The following is a 20,207-nucleotide window of genomic DNA, read 5'->3' as shown; positions in this document are numbered from 1 at the left end:
ACCGTACCGCGCGGGTCAGACGGTCCTGATCTCCCGCTCCAGGCGTGCGGTGAGGTTCAGATAGCGGGCACGGCGGGTGACCGGGACCAGGCCGCGGATCATGACGTGCCACATCTCGGCGACGCGGCGCGGCTGGCGGGCGACCGGTTCCAGGTGGCGGCCGACGACGCGGGTTCCGACGAACCAGCTGACCAGGGCGTGGGCGGTGGCCTCGATATCGATGTCGGGGTGGATGTCGGACTCCCTGACCGCGCCGTGCAGCTTGCGGGAGGCGAGCTCGCGCCACTCGGTGAAGGGGTGGGCCAGCGGCGGGCGCACCTCGATGGCGCCGGTGGCGAGGCGGAGTCCGGCCCGCTGGATGGGCCCCTCGACGGACATGCGGGAGATGCGGAAGGTGACGCGGATCAGGGTCTCGAGCGAGGAGTAGCCCCGGCCCTCCAGTTCCTGCGCTATCTCGCGCGAGGCCCTGGACTGGAGCTCCATGATGGCGTGGGCCAGGTCCTCCTTGGCCGCGAAGTGGAAGTACAGGGCGCCCTTGGTGACTTGGGCGTGCTCCACGATGTCGCTCAGGCTGGTCGATTCATAGCCGTGGCGGTCGAACAGTTCTGCTGCGGCCGTGATGATCGTCGCGCGGGTCTGTTCGGCACGTAACTGCCTCGGCATCGACTGAACACTCCTGGGACTGGGAAAACGGGTCGTACAGTATGTTTCTCACTCCCCGTACACGATATCTCACCGTACGACGGCGTTGACGACCCACCCCGAGAACGTCGACCGGCCCTGCCGGGACGGGAGTTGGACGCGAGCCGGGCATCGCCGAGGAAAACAGCACGCGCGGTACGGACACACCACCGGATCCTGCCGCGACACGTCACCGCCGCGTACGAGACGTCGGTGGAGGACGACTGTCAGGGCCGGTTGAGGCAGAGCCTTCCGCGATCCCCGCAGCGGACGCAGCGCCTACAGTACGAGGCGACCGGTTGGTTTGCCAATGAGACCAGAGTGACCTCCAACTCGGGTCAGCAGAGGGGCACTTGCGACTCCGTCCAGGCGTGGACGTTGGGGGCCTTCGCCGGGCGAGGCGCAGTGCCATGTCACATACCACCGGGTCACATACCACCGGGCGCGGAGGGCGGGCGGGCCGGTCCCATTCGCACCGGCCCGTCCGTCGAGGGCCCGCCTCCCCATGTACGGCGTGCCGTGTCCCGTACGCGTCGCCCGCGCCCCACGTTCACTCGGCGCCGAACGCGGCGCTCCCCCCTGAACACGTCGCGCCGGTCTGAACGCGTCGCGCCGGTTTCCCGTACTCCACGGGAGCAGCCCGTTCCCGTGTCGGCCGAGGAGACGTTCCGGATGGTCCGGATGACCGCATACCGCACCGCCCTGGCGGCCGCCGTCGTGACCCCGTTCCTGCTGCCGCTGTGGGCGGCCGGCCCCGCGCAGGCGCACGGTGCGCCCACGGATCCGGTCAGCCGGGGCTACGCCTGCTCCCCGGGCGGCGGGGCGAACGCCAAGTCGGCGGCCTGCAAGGCGGCGGTGGCGGCGAACGGCGCCCCGTTCACCTTTTGGGACGACGTACGGGTCTCGGACGTCAACGGCCGCGACCGGCAGACCATCCCGGACGGAAAGCTGTGCAGCGGCGGGCTGGCGGAGTTCAAGGGCCTCGACCTCGCCCGCGCCGACTGGCCGTCGACGAGCCTGAAGCCGGGCGCGACGCTGAACATGACGTACGCGGCTCCGATCCCGCACGCGGGAACCTTCCGGCTCTATCTCTCCAAGCCGGGGTACGACCCGACGAAACCGCTTACCTGGTCCGATCTGCCGGCCCAGCCGTTCGCCTCGGTCAAGGACCCGGCGATGACCGGCGGCGCCTACCACTTCACGGCGAAGCTCCCGGCGAACCGCACCGGACGTCAGGTCCTCTTCACGATCTGGCAGACCAGCAGCACGCCGGACACGTACTACTCCTGCTCGGACGTGGTGTTCCCGGGGGCGAGCAGCGGCGGTTCGACGGCATCGGCCTCGACCTCGGCGCGCGCGTCGAGCGGCGGCGGGCGGACCGCGAGCGGGACGCCCTCGCCGACGGCCGAGAAACCGCGTACGTCGGCGAGTCCGGCACAGGAGACGACGACGGCGGCGGCCGCGGCGCCGTCGCAGCCCGACAGCACGCCCGTCGCCGCCACCGAGAGCGCCGACTCGGGTCCGTCCGCGCCCATGGTGGCGGGCGGCGCCGCCGCGGTGCTGGTGCTCACCGGGGGCGCCGCCCTGGCCCTGCGTCTGCGTCGACGCTGAAGTATCGGGCTACAAGGGTCAGTTGACGTAGACCGTCGCGCCGTTGTCCGTCACCGGGGCGTACTTGGCGGTGAAGTAGCCGCTGCTGAAGCAGAGCGACGAGCCGGACGTCTTGGTGAACTGCTGGTTGGTGAAGTTGATGCTGGCGTCGGTGTTGCTGGTGGTGCCGGTCAGGCTGGGGGCCTGGTAGACGCAGGAGATGGAGCCCAGCAGGGTCTTCAGCTTGACAGTGGTCTGGATGGTGGAGCCGCTCGCCGGGGTCACTGTGAGCGTGCCGTCGGAGGCCACGGTGGTGGTGTACGGCAGGTTGTCGACCGTGATGCTGGTGACGCCGGTCACGCCGAGGACGTTGCTGGTGCAGCTGCTGCTGTCGAAGGTCTGCGCACCGACGGACTCGGTGGCCGTGCCGGGGGCGCTGGGGTTGTCCGTGACCGTGGCGGTGAACGTCGAGGACGTGCAGGAGACACCGCTGGTGCCGGTCGCGCTGGAGTACAGCGTGGCGGAGGTGCCGCTGGCCAGGGGCGCGGTGAGGACGTCGCCGACCGCGACGGCGGTGCCGCCGGTGGCGCCGGTGGTCAGCACGGGGGTGTCGGCCGCCGACGCCGGCATCGCGGCCGGGATGGAGAGGGCGGCGACGGTGCCGACGAGGGTGAGGAGGGTGCGAGTGCGCATGCGAGTGCCTCTTTCGAAAAGTGGGGGTTGGGGGGTGAGGTGGAACGTGGGGGGTGGCTGGAAACGACGGCGCGTGCCGGCACTCGTCGTTGCCGGTCCGTGACGCCTTCTCCGTACGTCACGGACCGGCAACGACGACCGGCCGGGACCGGCCGAAGACCCGTGGGGAGGGCCGGCGGCCGGGCCGGACGGAAGATGCGGCCCGGCATGGAGCAGGGGGGAAGTGCCCGTGCCGGGCCGTGGAGGGTTCGTGCCGGGCGGCGCTGCGCCCGTGATGGACAACTGAGGTCCGGGAAACGCGGACGGTGCCGCGTAGCTGGATCCGGCGCCACGGATCCGGGGGAAGCCAGGGAGAGTTGTAGACCTGATGGTCAGTCAACGTCAAGCACACACAAGCGAGTTGACGATCATTCAAGGAATCCCGCAGCCGACGCGAGACACCCAGGCAAAGTCCCAGCCAGCAGCGGGACACACGCGGTGCACAATCAACATCCTTTTTTCACAACTCCCTTGACCCCCCAAAGTAACCACGGGTAACTTCCGGGTTGGCTACTGCGGAGTACGAGAAAGCCCTTCCATCCGTCCGGGAGTTGGGAGGAGGCGTGCGCTCGCAGCCGCTGTCCGCGCCAGGACAACGCGCCGCTGATGCCCAACCCGCACTGACTATGCACATGGGAGCAGAAATGGCCTCGTCCGCCGACCTCACACCAGGGAACCCGGAAAGCGGTTCCTCGCCCGACCCCGCAAGACGCGGGCGGGTCCGGCTGCGCCGCGCCGCGGTGATGGCGGTCCCCGCCGTCGGAGCCCTCGCCGGCCTCGCGATCCTCACCGCCCAGGGTGCTCTGGGCGTGTCGTTCTTCATCTCCGGCATGCCCTTCACGGTTACCGCGAAGTCACTGGACGGCACAGGCTTCGAGCAGTTCGGGGCCCTCGACAACATGCCCGACGGCAGCCCGAACGCCGGTGACACCGGCGGTCAGGTGCTGGTCGTCACCTCTGCCATCAAGAACGCGACGCTGGACAGTCTGTGCCAGAGCGTCGACCTGGGCGGCACCAACCTGCTGATCAAGGCGGGCAGCGGCTCGTCAAAGGTGCAGGCGACCGATCTGACGACCGACTCGACGCAGCTGTCGGGCGACGCGTCGTTCACCAACATCGAGATCGGCAACGACGCGAACCAGCTCAACAAGGCCGGCGTCAAGGGACCGGCGGGTGTCTTCGGCCAGCAGTCCGACACCGTGCACATCGACAACCTGCGGCAGACCAACTACGCGACCACCGCTGGCGTGTTCAAGCTTCCGGGCCTGAAACTCAGCTTCAGCGACTCGGGTTGCTGATGTCGGACACTCCACAACAGGGGTGGCGGCCCGCCTTCCGCGGATGGCGGGCCCGTCGGCCGTTCTGGGGCGGGCTGTTGCTGACCCTGGGCGGTGGGTGGATCCTGCTCACCGAGAAGGCCTCGATGAAGGTCATCATGCACGTCGGCATGCAGGGCCTGGCCGGCTATCTGCTGCCGACGGTGATGGTGCTGTGCGGACTGCTGACCCTGTTCAGCCCGTCCCAGCGGCTCTTCTACTCGATCATCGGCATCCTGTGCTCCCTGGGCACCTGGCTCACCTCCAACCTGGGCGGCTTCTTCGTCGGCCTCGCCCTCGGCGCCGTCGGCAGCTGCATGGCCTTCGGCTGGCTGCCGGACCAGGAGCCGCGGGTCAGCAGGCGCAAACGCAGGAAGGAAGCGAAGGCCTCGGCGGAGGCCGTACAGCTGTAGGACCGCGGAGCGACCGGACCCCGTGCCATGTCTGTCCGTCTGATGGCGACGGGTACGGGGCTCGTGTCCTGCGGCTAGTGCCGCATCCGACAAACGCCCACCCCGGCTACTGAGCCCCGGTCCCCGGCAGCGGATCCCACGTCGTCCAGATCCTGATGGCCGTGGCTGGTGCTGCCATGGTGCCGGGTGAGGGCTCTTGATGGGCGATGACCATGCTCTGTGGCAGTTGCCGATCCATGTTGTAGTAGCCCAGGAACAGCCCCAGCCCACGGCAGAGGGCGTGCGCCTCTCGCCCCGTCATCCCGACCACGTCAGGGACTTCGATACTTGTCAGCCTGTCACCCATCCCCGAACGATACGGGTGACCGCGCGGCAGCGGGGAGGCTTCCGCTTCCGGCATCCCACATCCCCGCACAGCCGCACCAGTGGTCCCCCCTCCCCGGGATGGGGCCCCGGGGGAGGCACAGGACCTGTCTGTCAGGCACCCAACGAGGCGGACGTTGGCTGATGCGGCGCTAAAGCGGCGGCCGACACCTGAGGTGGCGGTCGCCATGACCGTCAGACGGCACTCGTCATCGCGCCGCCTCCGCGCGTCCGCTCACCAAAGCCTGCGGGGGCTGACTCGTTGAACCGGGTCTCGTCCGGGCCCAGCAGGAAGTTCCTGACGGCATAGAGTCAGCATGATCCGCGATGAGGAACGTCACTGCATTACGTACGAGCCTGGGGCCTGTGAGCAGAAAACTCCGACCTGAACGCTGCCGGGTTCAAACTCCGTGAGCCGAGCGCGCCGCCCGCGCGACTTCATGTGTCGAGCAGGAGCACGGAGGCGTTCGGCCCGAGTACGCCGTCAGGCAGCTCGGATCTCTCGCCAGTTCCGTCGACCACGCCGACCAGAAACGCGAGCATGCCCCCCGCGCACTCCCACCAGGCTCCATTGCGGCCACTCGCGACCACGGGCCACCGCTCCGGGTCCGGGCCCGTCGTACGCCAGTAGAAGACGTCGCCTTCGAGTGACTCCCCCCAAGGAAGCAGCCCTTCAGGCTCCGGATAGGCTGCGTAGTGCTCGGTGTCGCCGGCCTCCTGCAGGTCACGAAGCATTTCCAAGCAGTACTGCACTACTTCGATGAACTCCTCCTCCCGTCCGGGCGTTGGACTCCAGACCCGGAGGAACTCGTCGATCTCGACCGCGGGGTAGGCCTCGGCGAACTCCTTGAAGTCCGTGGGAAGGCCGACGCCCAGTGAACGTTCGAGAGCGGTCCAGTCGACCCGGCGGGCCGAGGCCGGGCGCAGCACCCTCAGCCCCTGGATCGTGTTTTCGAGGTCCGAAACGTTCAGCATGTGTCCTGCCAGCTTGAGTTGTTCTCCACTGTCACGTCGAACAGCGGTCCGGCCTTGGTGCTGGCCGTCATTCGTATCCCGGTGGGTATGGGATCGGTGTCGTTGGCGTACTCCAGCTGCCCGGAGTACTGAACCCAGTTTCCCTGCTTGAGTTGCGCCTCCATCTTCTTCTCGCAGCGCCGCATGCCGCTCTTGTTCATACGGTCGAATCCGGTGAACAGGTTCTCAGCCTTCGGCGCCCCGTTGAACTGGTCGCCGATGATGTGGGTCTTGTTGTATATCGATTTACCGGGCCCGAGACTGTTCGAGGGTCCGTCAGGGAATCCAGCCACGGGGACTGAGGCGATGCTGTCGCGTTTACTGCCGCTGGGTTTCAGATCCGAGGGACAGATCAACGCGGTAGCCCCTTGTGCCCGGTTCTCCTCGTCCAGGTCCTGGTACTGATAGCGGATGTCACGCGAGAGGGTGCCACACTGGTCGTCCTCGTCGGTCGAGGTGCCGTTGCCGGTTGAGCCGTTCGTGGCCGTCGCGACGCTCGTGTCCACGGCCGCAGACGAACTGGTCGCCAGATGCCCCGACGCCGCTGCCGGGTCCTCGTCCGGGGTCACCCCGAGGACGGGGGTGGTGTTGACGCCGCCGAGGTTCTGGTTCTTGGGGCGGGTGGGGATGCCGTGGGCGCCGCAGTCGTCGGCGGCCGAGGCGGCCAGCGCCAGGGCGGCGGCCTCCAGGACTTCCTCAGCACTCATCGAGCTGAGTTCTTCCACGATGAGCTCGCCGACCGAGTCCTCGGCCGCGCCCATGCTCGCCGCCCGGGTGGCTCCATAGCCGTAGGTCAGGGCTCCGCCGCCTAGGGCGACGCCGTAGTAGAGGGACGAGTAGCTGCCGCCGGACGAGCCGTACACGCCGTAGGAATTGCCGTACGAGACGCTGTACGAGCCCGAGTCGGAGCCGGAACCGTGGCCGCCCGAGTGTCCCGACGGCTGCCAGTTCATCGCGTCGTCGAACTCGTTCTGGAACTGCCGTTCCTCGTCGGAGATCTGCTGCTGCAGCGCCCGTTCGTCGGCCTCGTTGCGGGCCTGCTCGCGGGCGTTCTCCCGCTCCCACGCCGCGTGCTGGTCCTGGGAGTACTTCTCCATCCGGCCCCAGGCGCCCGCCTGCCACTGCTTCAGCCAGGCCTGCTGGGCCTCGTAGGCCTCCTCTTGGGCCTTGATGTCGTCACTGGTGCAGGCGTCGTGGCCGGAGGTGTCGGTGGCGTCGAGCGGGTCGTCGTTGCCGTAGGCGTACGGGTTGGCGTTGACGGCCGGGGTGGACGGGTTGGTCACCGTGTCGGCGCTGGTGAAGTCGCCGTTGGCCGGGTTGTACCAGCGGGCGGCCGCGTTGACGTAACCCGTCCCCGGGTCGGTCCAGCCGGACTGGTAGCCGAGGTCGGTCCGGCTGCCGCTGGTGGCAGTGGGCGCGCCGTAGGCGTCGTAGGCGGTGGAGCCGGTGAGGGCCGTGCCGGTGGCGGTGAAGGTGCCGGTGACGTCGCCGTGGCTGTCCGTCAGGGCGAGGCCGGCGCCCGTGCCGTCGGGCGCGCTGACCGCGAGCAGAGCGCCAGCCGGGTCCCGGGCGAAGTCCTGGGCACCGTCGGAGACGGCGTTGTTCGTGCCGTCGGCGTAGGAGAAGGTGGCGTTCTTGCCGCCGGAGGTGGCCGTGGCGAGCCGGCCGAGTCCGTCGTAGGAGTAGCTGCCGCCCGCGCTGGTGCCGGTCAGCTCGTCGAAGGCGTCGGAGGTGTACGTGGTGGTGGACCCACCGGAGGTGATGCTCGACGTCGTGCCGCGCGCGGTGTAGCCGTAGGTGGTGGTGGCCGATCCCCTGGTTACGGACGTGAGCTCGTTTCGGGCGTTGTAGGTGGCGGTGTCGGAACCGGCGCTGGTGCGGTTTCCGTTGGCGTCGTAGCCGTAACTGGTCGTCGCGGAGCCGGTGGTGGCCGACTTCAGGCGTCCCGCGTAGTCGTAGTCGAAGGTGCTGGTGCCGGAGCCCGCCGTGCCGGTGGTGGTCCGGGTGGCCATCTGGCCGTCCGCGTTGTACGTGTACGCGGCGGACGCCTCGACGGTCCCGGAGGGGGTCTTCAGGACGTCGGTGGTGAGTTGGTGGAGCCCGTTGTAGTCGTAACCGCGGGTCGCGCCGTTCTTGCCGTAGCTGACGGTTTTCGGTTGGCCGAGCTTGGTGTAGTCCAGCGTCGCCGTGGTGCCGGTTAGCGGGTCGGTCTCACTGTTGACGCGCCCGTCGGCGTCGTAGCCGAAGGTGGCGTTGCCGGTGGCGTCGGTACGAGTGGCGATCTCACCGTTCGCGTCGTAGGCGTAGGTCGCGCTGCCGCCGGGGCCGCCCATGGTGAGGAGGAGACCGCGGTCGTCGTAGGTGAAGGTGTCGTTGCCGGTCGGCGCGGAGAGGGAGGTGAGGCGGCCGTCGTCGTCGTAGCGGAAGGCACGGGTCGCGGTGGCCGCTTCGGCGCCGCTGCCGGACTCGGCGGTCAGCAGACCGTTGTCGTCGTAGGACTCGGTGAGCGTGACCCCGCCGGGGCGGGAAATGACGTGCTGGTGGCCGTCGGCGTCGTAGGAGAAGGCCGTGGTGCGGTCGGCGGCAGAGGTCAGGCCGGTGACGCTGGGGGCGACGCTGGTCTCCTGCAGGCCCAGCGGGTTGTAGGTGTAGTAGGTGACGTTCTTGTCGGCGTCGGTGTAACGGGTCTCGTTGCCCGCGGCGTCATAGCCGAAGGAGGTCGTGATCGAGGAGTTCGCGTCCACCGGCTGGGTCTGGCTGACGGTTCGGTCGAGCGCGTCGAAGGTGGCGGTGGTCGTGTGCTGCCGGGCATCGGTGGCCGAGGTCTGGTTGCCCGCCGCGTCGTAGCCGTACGAGGTGGAGCTGAGGGTCGTGCCGTCCGCGTCGAGCTGAGCCGTGGCGACGAGGCGCTCCGCCTGGTCGTAGCTCAGTGTGGCCGCTGTGGAGTCGGCGGCCGTGGTCCTGACGAGTTGCCCGGAGACGTCGTAGGAGTACGCGGTGGTGTTCCCCAACGGGTCCGTGACGGTGCTGGTCTCGCCGAGAGCGTCGTAGGTCGCGGTCGCGGTGTTGCCCAGCGGGTCCTCGATCGAGTTCAGGTCCCCCAGACCGTCGTAGCCGTAGTGGGTGGTGTACGCGGCCGGGGTGGGCGCGCGCTCCACCTGGGTGCTCGTGGCCCGGCGGCCGAGCCCGTCGTAGGTGGACTCGGTGCGGGCGCCGGTGGGGTCGGTGGTGTTCAGGACCTCGCCGTCGGTGTCGTAGCCGACGTGCGTGACCTGGCCGCCCGGCAGGGTCTGCTGGACCCGGTCGCCGAGCTGGTCGTAGACGTATGACGCCGTGTGGTTCAGCGGGTCGGTCTCGGTGTGCACGGCGCCGAGGGCGTCGTACGTGTAGGAGGTGGTCGGGGTGACCGTGCCGGAGCCGTCCGGCGGGGTGTACGCGGGCTGGGAGACGGCCTGGACGCGGCCGTCGAGGTCGTAGGTGGTGGTGACGATGTTCCCGTCGGCGTCGTCGGACTCGACCTGTTCGCCGAAGGTGTCGTAACCCGACTCGGCGACGGCCACGGTCTGCTGGGCGGCGCCGCCGCCGGACTCGGTGCTGACCGGCGGTGAGGTCGTGCTGGTGAGCCGGCCGTCTTCGTCGTAGGCGTAGGTGGTGGTGTAGGCGGCCGCCGTCGCGCCGGCGGCGTTGCCGCGCGGGTCGGTCATCGTCAGCGGCAGACCCCGCTGGTCGTAGGTCCAGGTGGTGGTCAGCGGCGCGGAGCCCGCGGTACCGCCCGAGGTGCGGAGGGCGGAGACCTCGGCGGCGGACAGGACGCGGTTGTACGTCTGGACCTTGCTGACCGAGCCGTTGAAGTACTGCCCGGCTGCTCCCGCCGTGTATCCGCGGCCGATGACGAGCGGTCCGGAGCCGGCGATGGGAGTGGTGTCCGTCGCGGTGTTCTGGGCGGTGCCGTTGACGTACAGCGTCATCTTGCCGCTGTTCGCGTCGTACGTACCGACCAGGTGGGTCCACGTGTTCAGGGTGGGGGCCGCGGTGGAGGTGGCGCCCGCGAGGGTCGGTGACGCGACGTCGGTGGTGGCGCGGTCGAAGGCCCATCGGCCGGCGGTCGGGTTGTAGTCGAGGGAGAATCCCGCCGCCTGGGCGCCTTGTTGGGCCAGCACGGTCTGCCAGGTACCGCTGGGGGTGGTGGTGATCTTCGCCCAGGCGGACACCGAGAAGGACCTGGTGGTGTCCAGCACCGGTCCGCCGGTGGTGATCTGCCCCGCGCCCGCGAAGACGGCGGAGCCGCCGTTCTCCGGTGACCAGCTCGTCGACGCGTTGAGCGTGCCGGCGTTCCCGGCCCCGGAGTGGTCCCCTGCGGTCGGGTTCTCGCCGTCGTCCAGCTTCCACCAGCCCGCCGCGCCGAGTGACACCGGGGACTCACCCGCGGTGGTGGACGACTTGTACAGCTGGCTGATCTCCGCGTCGTCGAGTTCGCGGCCGTACAGCTGCACGTCGCGGATCCGGCCGGTGAACCAGTTGACGGAGGCGCCCGCCGCCTTGCCCCGGCCGATCGCCACGCCCGTGGTACTGGCCATCGGCGTGGGGTCGGAGACCAGTGTGCAGTTGAGGCAGTTGCCACTGACCTCGACGCCGTTGACGTAGAGGCTCATTGCACCGAGGGCGTCGTACACGCCGACCAGCTGGGTCCATGTGCCGGCCGTCGCCGGGGTGGGGTCGCTGGCGACGTAGGTGGTGGCCGAGGCGGTGTCGTTGCTCGCGCGGACGAACGCCCAGGATTTGGTGGTGTGGTTGTACTGGAGCTGGAAAGCGCTGTTCTGGGCGCCCTGCTGGCTGACGACGGTGAAGTCCTTCGTGGTGCTGGTCGCGCTCAAGTACGCCCACGCCGAGACGGTGAAGCCCCTGGTGGTGTCCACCACGGGCGTGCCGCTGGTCAGGATCGCACCGGAGGTGCCGTTGAAGGACGTGTAACCGCTGCCCGGCGGCCCCCAGGAAGCCCCGGTGCCCGGGGTGCCGGTGAAACCGTTCCCCGAGGAGTCGGCGGCGCTCACCGCGCCCTCGTCCAGCGGCCAGTAGCCGGTCGGGCCGGTGGCGTCGGTGCGTACGGACTGCGCGGTGCGGTTGCCGGCTGCGTCGTAGGAGTACCCGATCTGCCGGGTCTGGCCGCCGCCGGTGAGAATGCGGGACAGGACGTTGCCGTCCGGGTCGAAGCTGTCGACGACCACGCGGTCGACGCCTGAGGGGTCCACCACGGTCCGCGTCGTGCGGCCGGCCGCGTCGACGGTGTGCTGGGTCTGCTTGAGGCAGGCGGTGCCGGACCAGACGTCGCACTCCCAGGTCAAGTTGCCGGCGGCGTCGTAGTCGTAGGCCTTGGTGGTCGTCGCGTCGGCGGTGCCGGCGGCGTCGGTCTGGGACTGCAGCAGGTCGTCGTCGAAGTAGCTGTAGGCGGTGCTCCGGCCCATGGAGTCGGTTACGGAGGCGAGCCGTCCGGCGGGGTCGTAGGCCCGGGACTGAACGATCAGGTTCTTCTGGTCGGACGGCGCGGTCGGATCGCCGGTCCAGCCGAGCAGGGTGGTGGTCAGCAGATGTCCGGTGGGCGAGTAGTCGTAGCGGTAGGTGGTGCCGGCCGCGTTCGTCTCCGTGCTCTTCCGGCCGAACGAGTCGTACGTGAAGCGGGTCACCGATCCGGCCGGGTCGGTCACCGTCTTGACACGGTCGTTGTCGTCGTAGTCGTAGCCGGTGGTGCGGGTGGTGTCGTGGCCTGTGGTGTCGGCCGTCGAGGACGACTTGAGGTCACCGTCGGCGTCGTAGGTGTAGGTGGTCTTCGGGGTGTGGGTGACGCCCCTGACCGCGTCGGTGGTCGCCGGACCGGTCAGGGTGGCAGTGCGGCCCAGAGCGTCGTAGGTGTACTGGGTCTGCACACCACCGACGGGGGCCCCGGAGCCCGAGAACGTCACCGGATACGTGTCGGAGCTGACGGCTTTCCAGGTGCGGTGGCCGAGGGTGTCGATGCCGTAGTAAGTGGTCTGGCCGGACGGGTCCGTCTGGCCGCAGACCTGGCCGAGCGCGTAGGTGCCGCAGTAGTGGTAGCGGGTGACCTTGCCGCTCGGGTCGGTGACCGAGGCAAGCATGCCGAACGGCTCGGTGTCCACGCGTCCGACGTTGTCGGTGTAGGTCTCGCTCTTGCCGTAGTACCAGTAGCGGGTGGTCCGCCCGCTCGGGTAGTCCGGCGTGGGCGGTGTGGTGACGGAGGCCAGGGCGCCGAAGGGCGTGTAGGTGTAGGCCGTCCGGTAGGCCGGGCTGGCGGTGCCGGTCGGGCCGGAGCGGGCGTCGGCGGCGTAGAGGACCTTGCCGTTCAGCGGGTCCAGCGGGTCGGTCGCGTTGGTGTGGTAGCTGAAGTAGGAGGTCTGGCAGGAGTCCTTCTGGCGGCAGGTGGTCGTCGCCAGGACGTTGCCGTAGGAGTCGTGCTGACGGGTGGTCGAGTGTCCGTCGGGGTCGGTGACGGCGTCCTGGAAGCCGAGGGAGTCGTAGGCGAACGTCGTTCGGCCGCCGTCGGCGTCGGTGACGGCGGTGGTGCGGTTGCCGTTCGCCGGGTCGAAGGCGTACGTCTCGGTGTGCTGCGCCGGATCGGTGACCGTGAGTGTGGTGGACGGCATGAGGGTGGTCGCCGAGCCCTTGGCCTTGTAGAGCCCGAGCGCGGCCTCCACGGCGGACTGCCCGAGGTCGGTCCGGTAGAGCCCGACCTGGCCGATCTCGCCGTTGAAGTAACCGAGCGCGTTGCTCGGGGGCTTGGGCCAGGAGCCGGCGACGTATCCGGCGCCGACGCTCACCGTGGTCTCGCCCGAGGTCTTGACCTGTCCGGCGATGGACTTGCCGCTGCGGGTGGCCTGGCTCTGTCCGTCGAGCCAGAGGGTCTGGGTGGTGCCGCTCGCGGTGAGCACGACCAGGTGCCAGTTGCCGTCGTTGACCGCCGCCTTGGACGCCATGGGCGAGGTGCTGCCGTCCCAGAACTGGCCGTGCAGCAGGCCGTCTGAACCGACATAGAGCGCCGGAGTGTAATTGCCGCTGAGGGTGCTTCCTATCTGGCCGTTCTGGTACGAGAAGAGGACGCCGCCTGCCTGTTTGGTGTTGAACCAGAGGGCGACGGACGCGTTTCCGCTGCTGTCGTCGAGGGCGCCGGTGGGCAACGAGAGGTAGGAGTCGGTGCCGTTGAAGCCGGCCGCGGAGTCCCCACCGGGGCCGAAGATGCCGGGCTCGCCCAGCATGACGTCGTTGTAGATGCCGTCGGAGGCGCCGCCGGCCGTGTTGTCGACGCCGTACTGGTTGACGGCGGTGAGGCCGGCGGACTCGGCCAGCGGATAGTCGAGGGCGGGCCGGGTGCCGCGGACGGTGCCGTAGTAGTAGTCGTCGCTGCCGGTGGTGACGGGGGTGGCGAACTGGTAGCTGCCGCCGTCGGCGTCGGTGACCGTCGACGCGCGGTCGGTGAGCGCGTCGTAGCCGACGGCGAGCGCGGTCTTGCCGGAGGGCAGGGTGGTGCCGGTCAGTTCGCGGGAGGCGAGGGTGGCGGAGGAGTACTCCTGTTGGACGGCGGGCAGGCCGAGCGGGTGCTGCAGGAAGGAGACGTCCTCGATCTGGCCGTTGAACCAGCCCAGCGCGTTGCCGGACGGCACCGAGGGCCAGGAACCGGCGAGTTCGCCGGCGCCGACGGTGGTATAGGGCCAGGCCCCGAAGCTGATGGTGCTGCCGGTGAGGCCGGCGACCTTGGCGCCGTCCAGGAAGAGGGTCTGGTCGGTCCGGGCGCCGGAAAGGACGGCGTAGTGCCATTTGCCGTCGTTGACAGCGTTCGGGGACGTCATCGGTGCGGCGTGCCCGTTCCAGAACTCGGCGCGCAGCTTGCCGTCGGTGCCGATGTACATCGACGGGACGTAGCCGGAGGAGACGGAGGTTCCGGGTTTGCCGCTCTGGTACGAGAACAGTGTGCCGCCCGCCTGCGTGGTCCTGAACCACATGCCGACCGCGAGGTTGGTGCTGTTGGCCGGCAGGTTGTCGGGCAGGGTCATGTACGAGCTGGTGCCGTTGAAGGAACCGGCGGTGGCGGGGGTGCCGGCCAGTGGGCCGGTCTGCGCCAGGGTGACGTTGGCCAGGGTGGCGTCGGTGGTGCCCTCGTGGACGACGACCGCGTCCTTGGCGGTGGTCGAGCCGGCCGCGTCGCCGAGCCGCCAGTAGTCGGTGGGGTTGGAGTCCAGGACCATCGAGGCGAAGTGCGACCCTGAGCCGCTGCCGGAGGTGTAGCCGTACTGGGTGCAGGCCGTGGAGGTGGTGGAACTGGACGCGGGCGGGCACACCGAGCTCAGGTCGCCCGCGCCGTCGTAGCCGTACGTCCAGGGGTTGACGGTGCCGGAGACCCTGCGGGTGGACACCTGGGTGACGTGCGGCACGTTCTTGACCGTGCCGTCGGAGGCGGTGACCTGTTGGACGCCCCAGGTGAGGTCGAGCAGCACCGTCTGGTCGGGCAGTTCGTTGGCGGCGCCGTCGTTGTAGCCGTTGTCCTGGTTCAGCAGGTAGCCGACCCGGGTCGGCTCCTGCGTCTTGAGGGTGCTTCCGTCGGGCAGGGTCAGGGTGACCGGCAGCCATTCCAGGTCCACACCGTGGCCGTTGCGGTTGCCCGTCTCCGTGAGGGCCCAGTATGTCTGGCCGGTGACCGGGTCGGTTACCTGGTTGTTGAAGATGTACCGCGTGCCCGATCTCTCGGTCAGCATGAAGCCACTGGAGCCGTAAGCGGCCGGGGGCGCGGACAGGACGGCGTACGTGCCTGCCGGTGCGGTGTACGTGCCGTCGCCGTTGGCGCCGAACCGTTCCTGGCGCCCGTCAGCCAGGGTGACCACGACGTTGCCGGTGCCGTCGGCGTCCTCGGTGGCGCGCATGTCCAGCAGGGACGACCAACCCGCGCCGAACGCCTTGAAGACGCCCGGGTCCAGGCTGTTGTACGTCCGCTGGACGCTCAGGGTGGGTCCGTCGGCCGGGCCGGGGACGATCGCGTCGGTGGTCTGCGTCGAGTAGTCGCCCAGTTGCGGGTCGACACCCTTGACGGTGGCGTCGTAGGGGGACGCACCCAGGTGTGCGGTGACCAGTGGCTGGGGTGCGGAGGGGATGGTGAAGTAGTCGGGCGCCGACCAGAGCGAGGCGGCGTTGCCGTCACTGACCTGGGCGGTCCAGTAGAACGTCTTGCCGTAGGCGAGCTTGCCCGCTGGGACGGTCCACACCGGTGTGGTGAGCGAGCCGGAACTCGCCAGGGCGGTCGTCGAGCCGTTGGCGTACACGTTGAAGGAGTAACTGAGGCCGGTACCGGGGTAGTTGTCCGGGTCGTGGGCCGTCACCGCCAGCGTCGGGGTGAGGCTGAACACCGAGCCGTTGTTGCCCGGATCGAACGTGTCGATGATGGGCGGGTTGTTCACCACCGGCAGTGAGTAACAGGTCTGCGGGACCCCGTAGGTGGAGAAGAGCGTCCCGTTGTAGGACATGTCCCAGCAGATCAGGTAGGTCTTGCCGGCGGTGAGCGCTGGTATGGACGCCGTGACGGTGACGGGCTTGTTCGGCGCCACCGTCGAGGGCATCGCGGCCGGCGTCGCGGCGGGGCTGGTGAGCAGCGTGCGGGTGGTGCCGGAGACGGTGTAGAGCTGGTACGACAGCTTGTAGCCGTTGGTCGGCGTCCAGGTGGCGGTGCCGCGGTTCTGCACGGTGACCTTGCCCCAACCGGGCTGGTTGTTCCACGGCGACGCGTAGCTGACCTCGGAGTAGGAGGCGCCCGCACCGTTGGGCGTGTACTCGATGGCCAGGTAGGGGTCGTCGGCGTAGAACTCCTTGGCCGCCGCCGCGGTGGACGCCGCACTGAGCCGCAGACCGTAGTTCGACGTCCAGCCGTGTGCCCAGTTCATCACCGTCTTGGTGTCGAGGCTGACGCCCTCCCACTGACGTCCGTTGGAGCAGTCGGTCCCGGCGGCGAAGCCGGCGGTGCCGATCTGCGCTCCGGCCGCGGGTCCGGGGTAGGTGTCGATCTTCGCCGGATCCCAGGAGGCGGAGACCGGGGCGACGTTCACAGCCTGGGAGGAGCAGGTGCCGGTCGTGTCCTGACCCGAGTACTCGGTGTCCAGCCACAGTGTCGAGTTGACGATGTAGTCATTGGCGAACTGTGCGCCGAAGCCGCCGAACTGGAGGAACGAGTTGTAGTCGTGGCTCTGGTACTTGCCGACGTACAACTGACCGTTGCCGTGGAAGTTCTGGGTGACACCCGACTCGACGTAGGTCGAGGAGGAGGCGTTGCCCTGGCCCGTCGGGTTGCCGGCACTCATCAGCGCCGGGCGGCTCGTGCGGTAGGAAGCGGTGCTCGCGCCGTTCGGCACGGTCCCGGTGATACGCGCCCAGCTCCCGTCAGCCCTACGGTAATTGACGGCGTGAGTGTGGATCTGGGCCGTGTAGGTGCCGTCGGCGTTCTTGTATACGGTCGTGGTAGCGGTGTCGAGCCCGTGTTGTTCCACACTGGTTGAAACCTCGAAGCCCCGAGGCTTCGTCGCCGACGGGGCCGAGACGGACTTCGGGGCCTTGTGGACCCTGCTGCCGGAGTTGACCGGATCACCCTGTCTGCCATGGGGCCGATATGACTTGACGGCACCCTTCACCTTGCCGGGGCCGAAGGCTCCGATCTTCGACCGGGCTCTGCTCCCGGTCACGGCGGCGGACACCTCGTGCTTCTTGCCCGCGGCCGTGCCGACCTGCTGCTGCGGGGTCGCCGGCCGGCCGGCATCGGCGGGCAGGGCCTGGGCGGACTGTCCTGCCAGCACGGCGATCAAGGCACCGGCCGCGACCAGCGCCGTCGACCTCGGTGACAGGCGTGCACGCCGATGAGATGCCCAAGAGCGAGCCATGTGGATTCCCCCGCCACCGCAATGGTCCGTCAACTGACGGCTGTCAGCGAGGGGTTGTACCAGCGGGTCACATCGCTGCAACAGTCATGCAACTCCGGACATCGCCACAGAAACACCACAAGGCACTCGCAAGTTTGAAGATCTCATGAGTCAGTCTTGACTGATCCATGTCAGCTTGGCGGTCAATCTACCTTTGGCAGAGCAAAGTTGATGTTCCGTCAGAGGAAGCGCGGGAGCGGATGTGACACGGGGGCTTGTCAGGTCTTGGGCGTACGCCGTCCTGCCGTCGCTGCTGGCGCTGTCCACGGCGTCGGCCCCGTCGGCACCCGTGCCGGCCGCCGGGCAATGGCCGCTGGACGCCCGGCACTTCAACGCTTCTCGGGTCTGGTCGCTGAGCCAGGGAGAGCACGTCACCGTGGCCGTGGTGGACACCGGCGTCAACGCCCGGCATCCGGATCTGACCGGCCGGGTACTGCCGGGCACGGACCTCACCCACCAGGCCGCGTCCGGGCAGGTGGACCTCTCCGGTGACTCCCACGGCACCTCCGTCGCCGGGGTCATCGCCGGCGACGGCACGGACGGGGCTGTAGCCGGCCTGGCTCCGAGGGCAAGCGTCCTACCGGTCCGCGTCAGCGTCGGCGCTGCCGCGGATCCCCTCGCCCTGGCCGAGGGGATCGTCTACGCGGCTCGACACGGCGCCGCTGTGATCAACGTGTCCATGGTCACCACTAGCGCCGACCCGCAACTGCGTGACGCCGTCGCCTACGCCGTCCGGCACGACGTCATCGTCGTAGCCGCCGCGGGCAACAACGGCCGCACAGGGAATCCGGTGACCTATCCGGCGGGCTTCCCGGGCGTCGTCGCCGTCTCCGGAACCACCCCCGAGGGAAGCTTCTGGCCAACCAGCGAGTCGGGCCCGTACGTCGCCCTGGCCGGGCCCGCGGTCGGCATCTACTCCACGAGGAGCAGCGGTGGCCACCTCACCGAGGACGGCACCAGTTACTCGGCACCCTACGTCGCGGCCACGGCCGCGCTGCTGCGCTCCCGGTACCCCGAAGAGAGTGCCGGGCAGATCGTCGCCAGGCTCATCGACACCGCCGACCGTTCCGGGAGCACATCCCGGCGCGATGAGCGAATGGGTTACGGCATCGTGGACCCGCTGAAGGCGCTGCGGGCACCCGAACCCGCCTCCCGCGCCAACCCGCTGCTTTCCGCGGCCACTCCCGCAGCAAACCGCGGTCCGGCAAGGGGCTGGGGGCCGACGGTCTGGGCGGCGGGCGGTGCCGGGGTGGCCAGCCTCACGGCGGCCGCCCTCGTCCTCGCCCGTCACCGTCGGCGCACTGCGCGCGCCCGCTGATCCCATCGCCCACCAAGGACTTCCATGCAAGCATCCTCTCCCGCCGTCCGCCTCGTCGCCCTGGCACGCCGCCATCCTGCGCTGAGCGGCGCAGTCGTCGCACTGGCCGTGCTGACCGCCGTGGTGCTCGCGCTCGTCCTGCCCGCCGGCCCTTCCGCCCCACGGGCCGCCAACGTCTCCCGCAATCTGCGCGTCTGTCTGCTGGATACTCCCGCGAACTCCACCGACGCCGTTCTCACCCGGGCGACCTGGCAGGGTATGCAGGGCGCCGCCGCCACGGGCAAGGTCAACGCACAGCGCTACCCGGACCCGACCATCGATGCCACGGGCTCGCTCCCGTACGTCAACGGTGCCGTGCAGCACCAATGCGGCCTGATCTTCGCCGTGGGCACCGGCATGAGGGGAGCGACGGAGGCCGCCGCGAAGGCCAACCCCCGCCAGCAGTTCGTCCTGGTGGGCGCCGTTTCCGCGCAGGCCCACGTCTCGGCCATCACCACCTCGAACGGCGGCTCGAAGGCCGTGGCCGACAAGGTCAGGAAGTTCATCTCCGCGCGGCTCTGACACGAACTGTTCGGCCGACCGGTCCGCAAGCGGCCCACCGTACTCGGGGGGGCCGCGGACATCACGATGCGGCAGCGGCAACTCACTGAAAGTGGCTGCTCACTTGACTACCGGAGGTCACACACGATTGGCTCCGGCCAACGAGAGTCACGCGGACGGCGCACGGCAGGCCGGGCGGCGTCCGGGGGCTCCTCTCGCCGTTTCTCCTGTTCGGCCGCACAGCGAGGTGCCGCACCCTCATGAACACTCCTCCCCCGCCTCCCGCCTCCCACAGATCCGTGCGTGTCGCCGCTCTCGCGGTGGCCGTCGGGCTTCTCGTGACGGGGTGCTCCGTCTTCGGCGGTCAGTCGGAGTCCGACGCCGGCTCCGCGGGCAAGGCCGGCAGCGGCGGGCGTATCAGGATCGCCATGGTCACGCACGGCGCGAAGGGCGACGCCTTCTGGGACCTGGTGAAGAAGGGCGCCGAGGAGGCGGCCGCGAAGGACGACGTCGACCTGACGTACACCAGCGACCCGGACGGGGCGGGGCAGGCCGAGCTGGTGCGCGACGCCATCAGGGAGAAGGTCGACGGCATCGCCGTGACCCTGGCCAAACCGCAGGCGATGCGGGGGCCGGTCGCCCAGGCCAAGTCGGTGGGCATACCCGTCGTGGGCCTGAACTCGGGGACCGACTCATGGCGGCCGGACGGGCTCCTGGAGTTCTTCGGTCAGGACGAGAGCGTGGCCGGGCGGGCCGTCGGCGACAAGCTCAACGGCCTCGACGCCAAGCACGCGCTGTGCGTCATCCACGAGCGCGGCAACGTGGGGCTGGAGGCCCGCTGCGCCGGAGTGAAGAAGACCTTCGGCGGCCAGACCGAGAACCTCTACGTGGAGGGCACCGACCCGACCGCCACCTCCGCCGCGATCACCGCCAAGCTGCGGCAGGACCCGAGCATCGACGAAGTGGTCACCAACGGCGCCCAGTTCGCGCTGCTGGCCGTCAAGGCCGTGCAGGCGGCCGGCAGCAGTGCCAGGGTCGCGACCTTCGATCTCAACAAGGACCTGGTCAAGGCCGTGCAGAGCGGGGACGTGCAGTTCGCGGTGGACCAACAGCCGTATCTGCAGGGCTACCTCGCCGTGGACGGGCTGTGGCTGTACCGGACCAACGGCAACATCAGCGGCGGCGGTGTCTCGCCGGTGCTCACCGGCCCGGCGTTCGTGACGAAGGCCAACGTCGCCTCCGTCGCCCGGTTCGCCGACGGCGGGACCCGCTGAGCCGC

Annotated in this window: 10 protein-coding genes; 6 read left to right on the top strand and 4 right to left on the bottom strand. The window is 69.3% G+C overall.

The window, feature by feature from the left end:
• Positions 1-15: 15 nt before the first annotated feature.
• Positions 16-663: a ScbR family autoregulator-binding transcription factor gene (locus MKW14_RS11035; protein ID WP_240861676.1), complete on the bottom strand. Its 648-nt coding sequence runs from the start codon at positions 661-663 to the stop codon at positions 16-18.
• A 690-nt stretch (positions 664-1,353) separates the two neighbouring features.
• On the opposite strand from MKW14_RS11035, the gene MKW14_RS11030 reads away from it, so the two are divergent.
• On the top strand, positions 1,354-2,292 hold the full coding sequence (locus MKW14_RS11030) for a lytic polysaccharide monooxygenase auxiliary activity family 9 protein (RefSeq protein WP_240861674.1): 939 nt from the start codon (positions 1,354-1,356) through the stop codon (positions 2,290-2,292).
• Between the two features lie 18 nt (positions 2,293-2,310).
• Here MKW14_RS11030 and MKW14_RS11025 read toward each other — a convergent pair whose 3' ends face one another.
• Complete coding sequence (locus MKW14_RS11025; protein ID WP_240861672.1) at positions 2,311-2,964, bottom strand: Tat pathway signal sequence domain protein; 654 nt, start codon at positions 2,962-2,964, stop codon at positions 2,311-2,313.
• Positions 2,965-3,647: 683 nt separating this feature from the next.
• Between MKW14_RS11025 and MKW14_RS11020 the strand changes: the two genes are divergently transcribed.
• Both MKW14_RS11020 and MKW14_RS11015 read left to right on the top strand, forming a co-directional pair.
• Positions 3,648-4,301, top strand: coding sequence for a DUF6230 family protein (locus MKW14_RS11020; RefSeq protein WP_374116556.1), 654 nt, complete (start codon positions 3,648-3,650; stop codon positions 4,299-4,301).
• Positions 4,301-4,732 (top strand): DUF6114 domain-containing protein, encoded by a 432-nt coding sequence (locus tag MKW14_RS11015; RefSeq protein WP_240861670.1) that lies wholly within the window; start codon positions 4,301-4,303, stop codon positions 4,730-4,732. The genes MKW14_RS11020 and MKW14_RS11015 overlap by 1 nt, the downstream gene beginning before the upstream one ends.
• Before the next feature lie 801 nt (positions 4,733-5,533).
• Here MKW14_RS11015 and MKW14_RS11010 read toward each other — a convergent pair.
• A complete protein-coding gene (locus MKW14_RS11010; RefSeq protein WP_240861668.1) occupies positions 5,534-6,070 on the bottom strand; it encodes an SMI1/KNR4 family protein in 537 nt (178 codons plus the stop codon).
• Positions 6,064-16,947 (bottom strand): LamG-like jellyroll fold domain-containing protein, encoded by a 10,884-nt coding sequence (locus MKW14_RS11005; protein ID WP_240861666.1) that lies wholly within the window; start codon positions 16,945-16,947, stop codon positions 6,064-6,066. The genes MKW14_RS11010 and MKW14_RS11005 overlap by 7 nt, the downstream gene beginning before the upstream one ends.
• A gap of 325 nt (positions 16,948-17,272) precedes the next feature.
• Between MKW14_RS11005 and MKW14_RS11000 the strand changes: the two genes are divergently transcribed.
• The 3 genes from MKW14_RS11000 (at position 17,273) to MKW14_RS10990 (ending at position 20,202) form a co-directional block, all read left to right on the top strand.
• Positions 17,273-18,388, top strand: coding sequence for a S8 family serine peptidase (locus MKW14_RS11000; protein ID WP_240861665.1), 1,116 nt, complete (start codon positions 17,273-17,275; stop codon positions 18,386-18,388).
• A 24-nt stretch (positions 18,389-18,412) separates the two neighbouring features.
• A complete protein-coding gene (locus MKW14_RS10995) occupies positions 18,413-18,949 on the top strand; it encodes a type 1 periplasmic-binding domain-containing protein (RefSeq protein WP_240861663.1) in 537 nt (178 codons plus the stop codon).
• Positions 18,950-19,188: 239 nt separating this feature from the next.
• Positions 19,189-20,202, top strand: coding sequence for a sugar ABC transporter substrate-binding protein (locus tag MKW14_RS10990; RefSeq protein WP_240861661.1), 1,014 nt, complete (start codon positions 19,189-19,191; stop codon positions 20,200-20,202).
• Positions 20,203-20,207: the final 5 nt, after the last annotated feature.

It is taken from the genome of Streptomyces gilvus, from assembly GCF_022513565.1.
GTDB classification, from domain to species: Bacteria; Actinomycetota; Actinomycetes; order Streptomycetales; family Streptomycetaceae; genus Streptomyces; species Streptomyces gilvus.
Note: the sequence above shows the minus strand (reverse complement) of the source record. Positions and strands in the feature narration are given on the sequence as shown.

Excerpts from the sequence above, each read along its gene's own strand:
- MKW14_RS11035 (WP_240861676.1), bottom strand. The coding sequence starts at position 663 with ATGCCGAGGCAGTTACGTGCCGAACAGACCCGCGCGACGATCATCACG.
- MKW14_RS11030 (WP_240861674.1), top strand. The coding sequence starts at position 1,354 with ATGGTCCGGATGACCGCATACCGCACCGCCCTGGCGGCCGCCGTCGTG.
- MKW14_RS11025 (WP_240861672.1), bottom strand. The coding sequence starts at position 2,964 with ATGCGCACTCGCACCCTCCTCACCCTCGTCGGCACCGTCGCCGCCCTC.
- MKW14_RS11020 (WP_374116556.1), top strand. The coding sequence starts at position 3,648 with ATGGCCTCGTCCGCCGACCTCACACCAGGGAACCCGGAAAGCGGTTCC.
- MKW14_RS11015 (WP_240861670.1), top strand. The coding sequence starts at position 4,301 with ATGTCGGACACTCCACAACAGGGGTGGCGGCCCGCCTTCCGCGGATGG.
- MKW14_RS11010 (WP_240861668.1), bottom strand. The coding sequence starts at position 6,070 with ATGCTGAACGTTTCGGACCTCGAAAACACGATCCAGGGGCTGAGGGTG.
- MKW14_RS10995 (WP_240861663.1), top strand. The coding sequence starts at position 18,413 with ATGCAAGCATCCTCTCCCGCCGTCCGCCTCGTCGCCCTGGCACGCCGC.
- MKW14_RS10990 (WP_240861661.1), top strand. The coding sequence starts at position 19,189 with ATGAACACTCCTCCCCCGCCTCCCGCCTCCCACAGATCCGTGCGTGTC.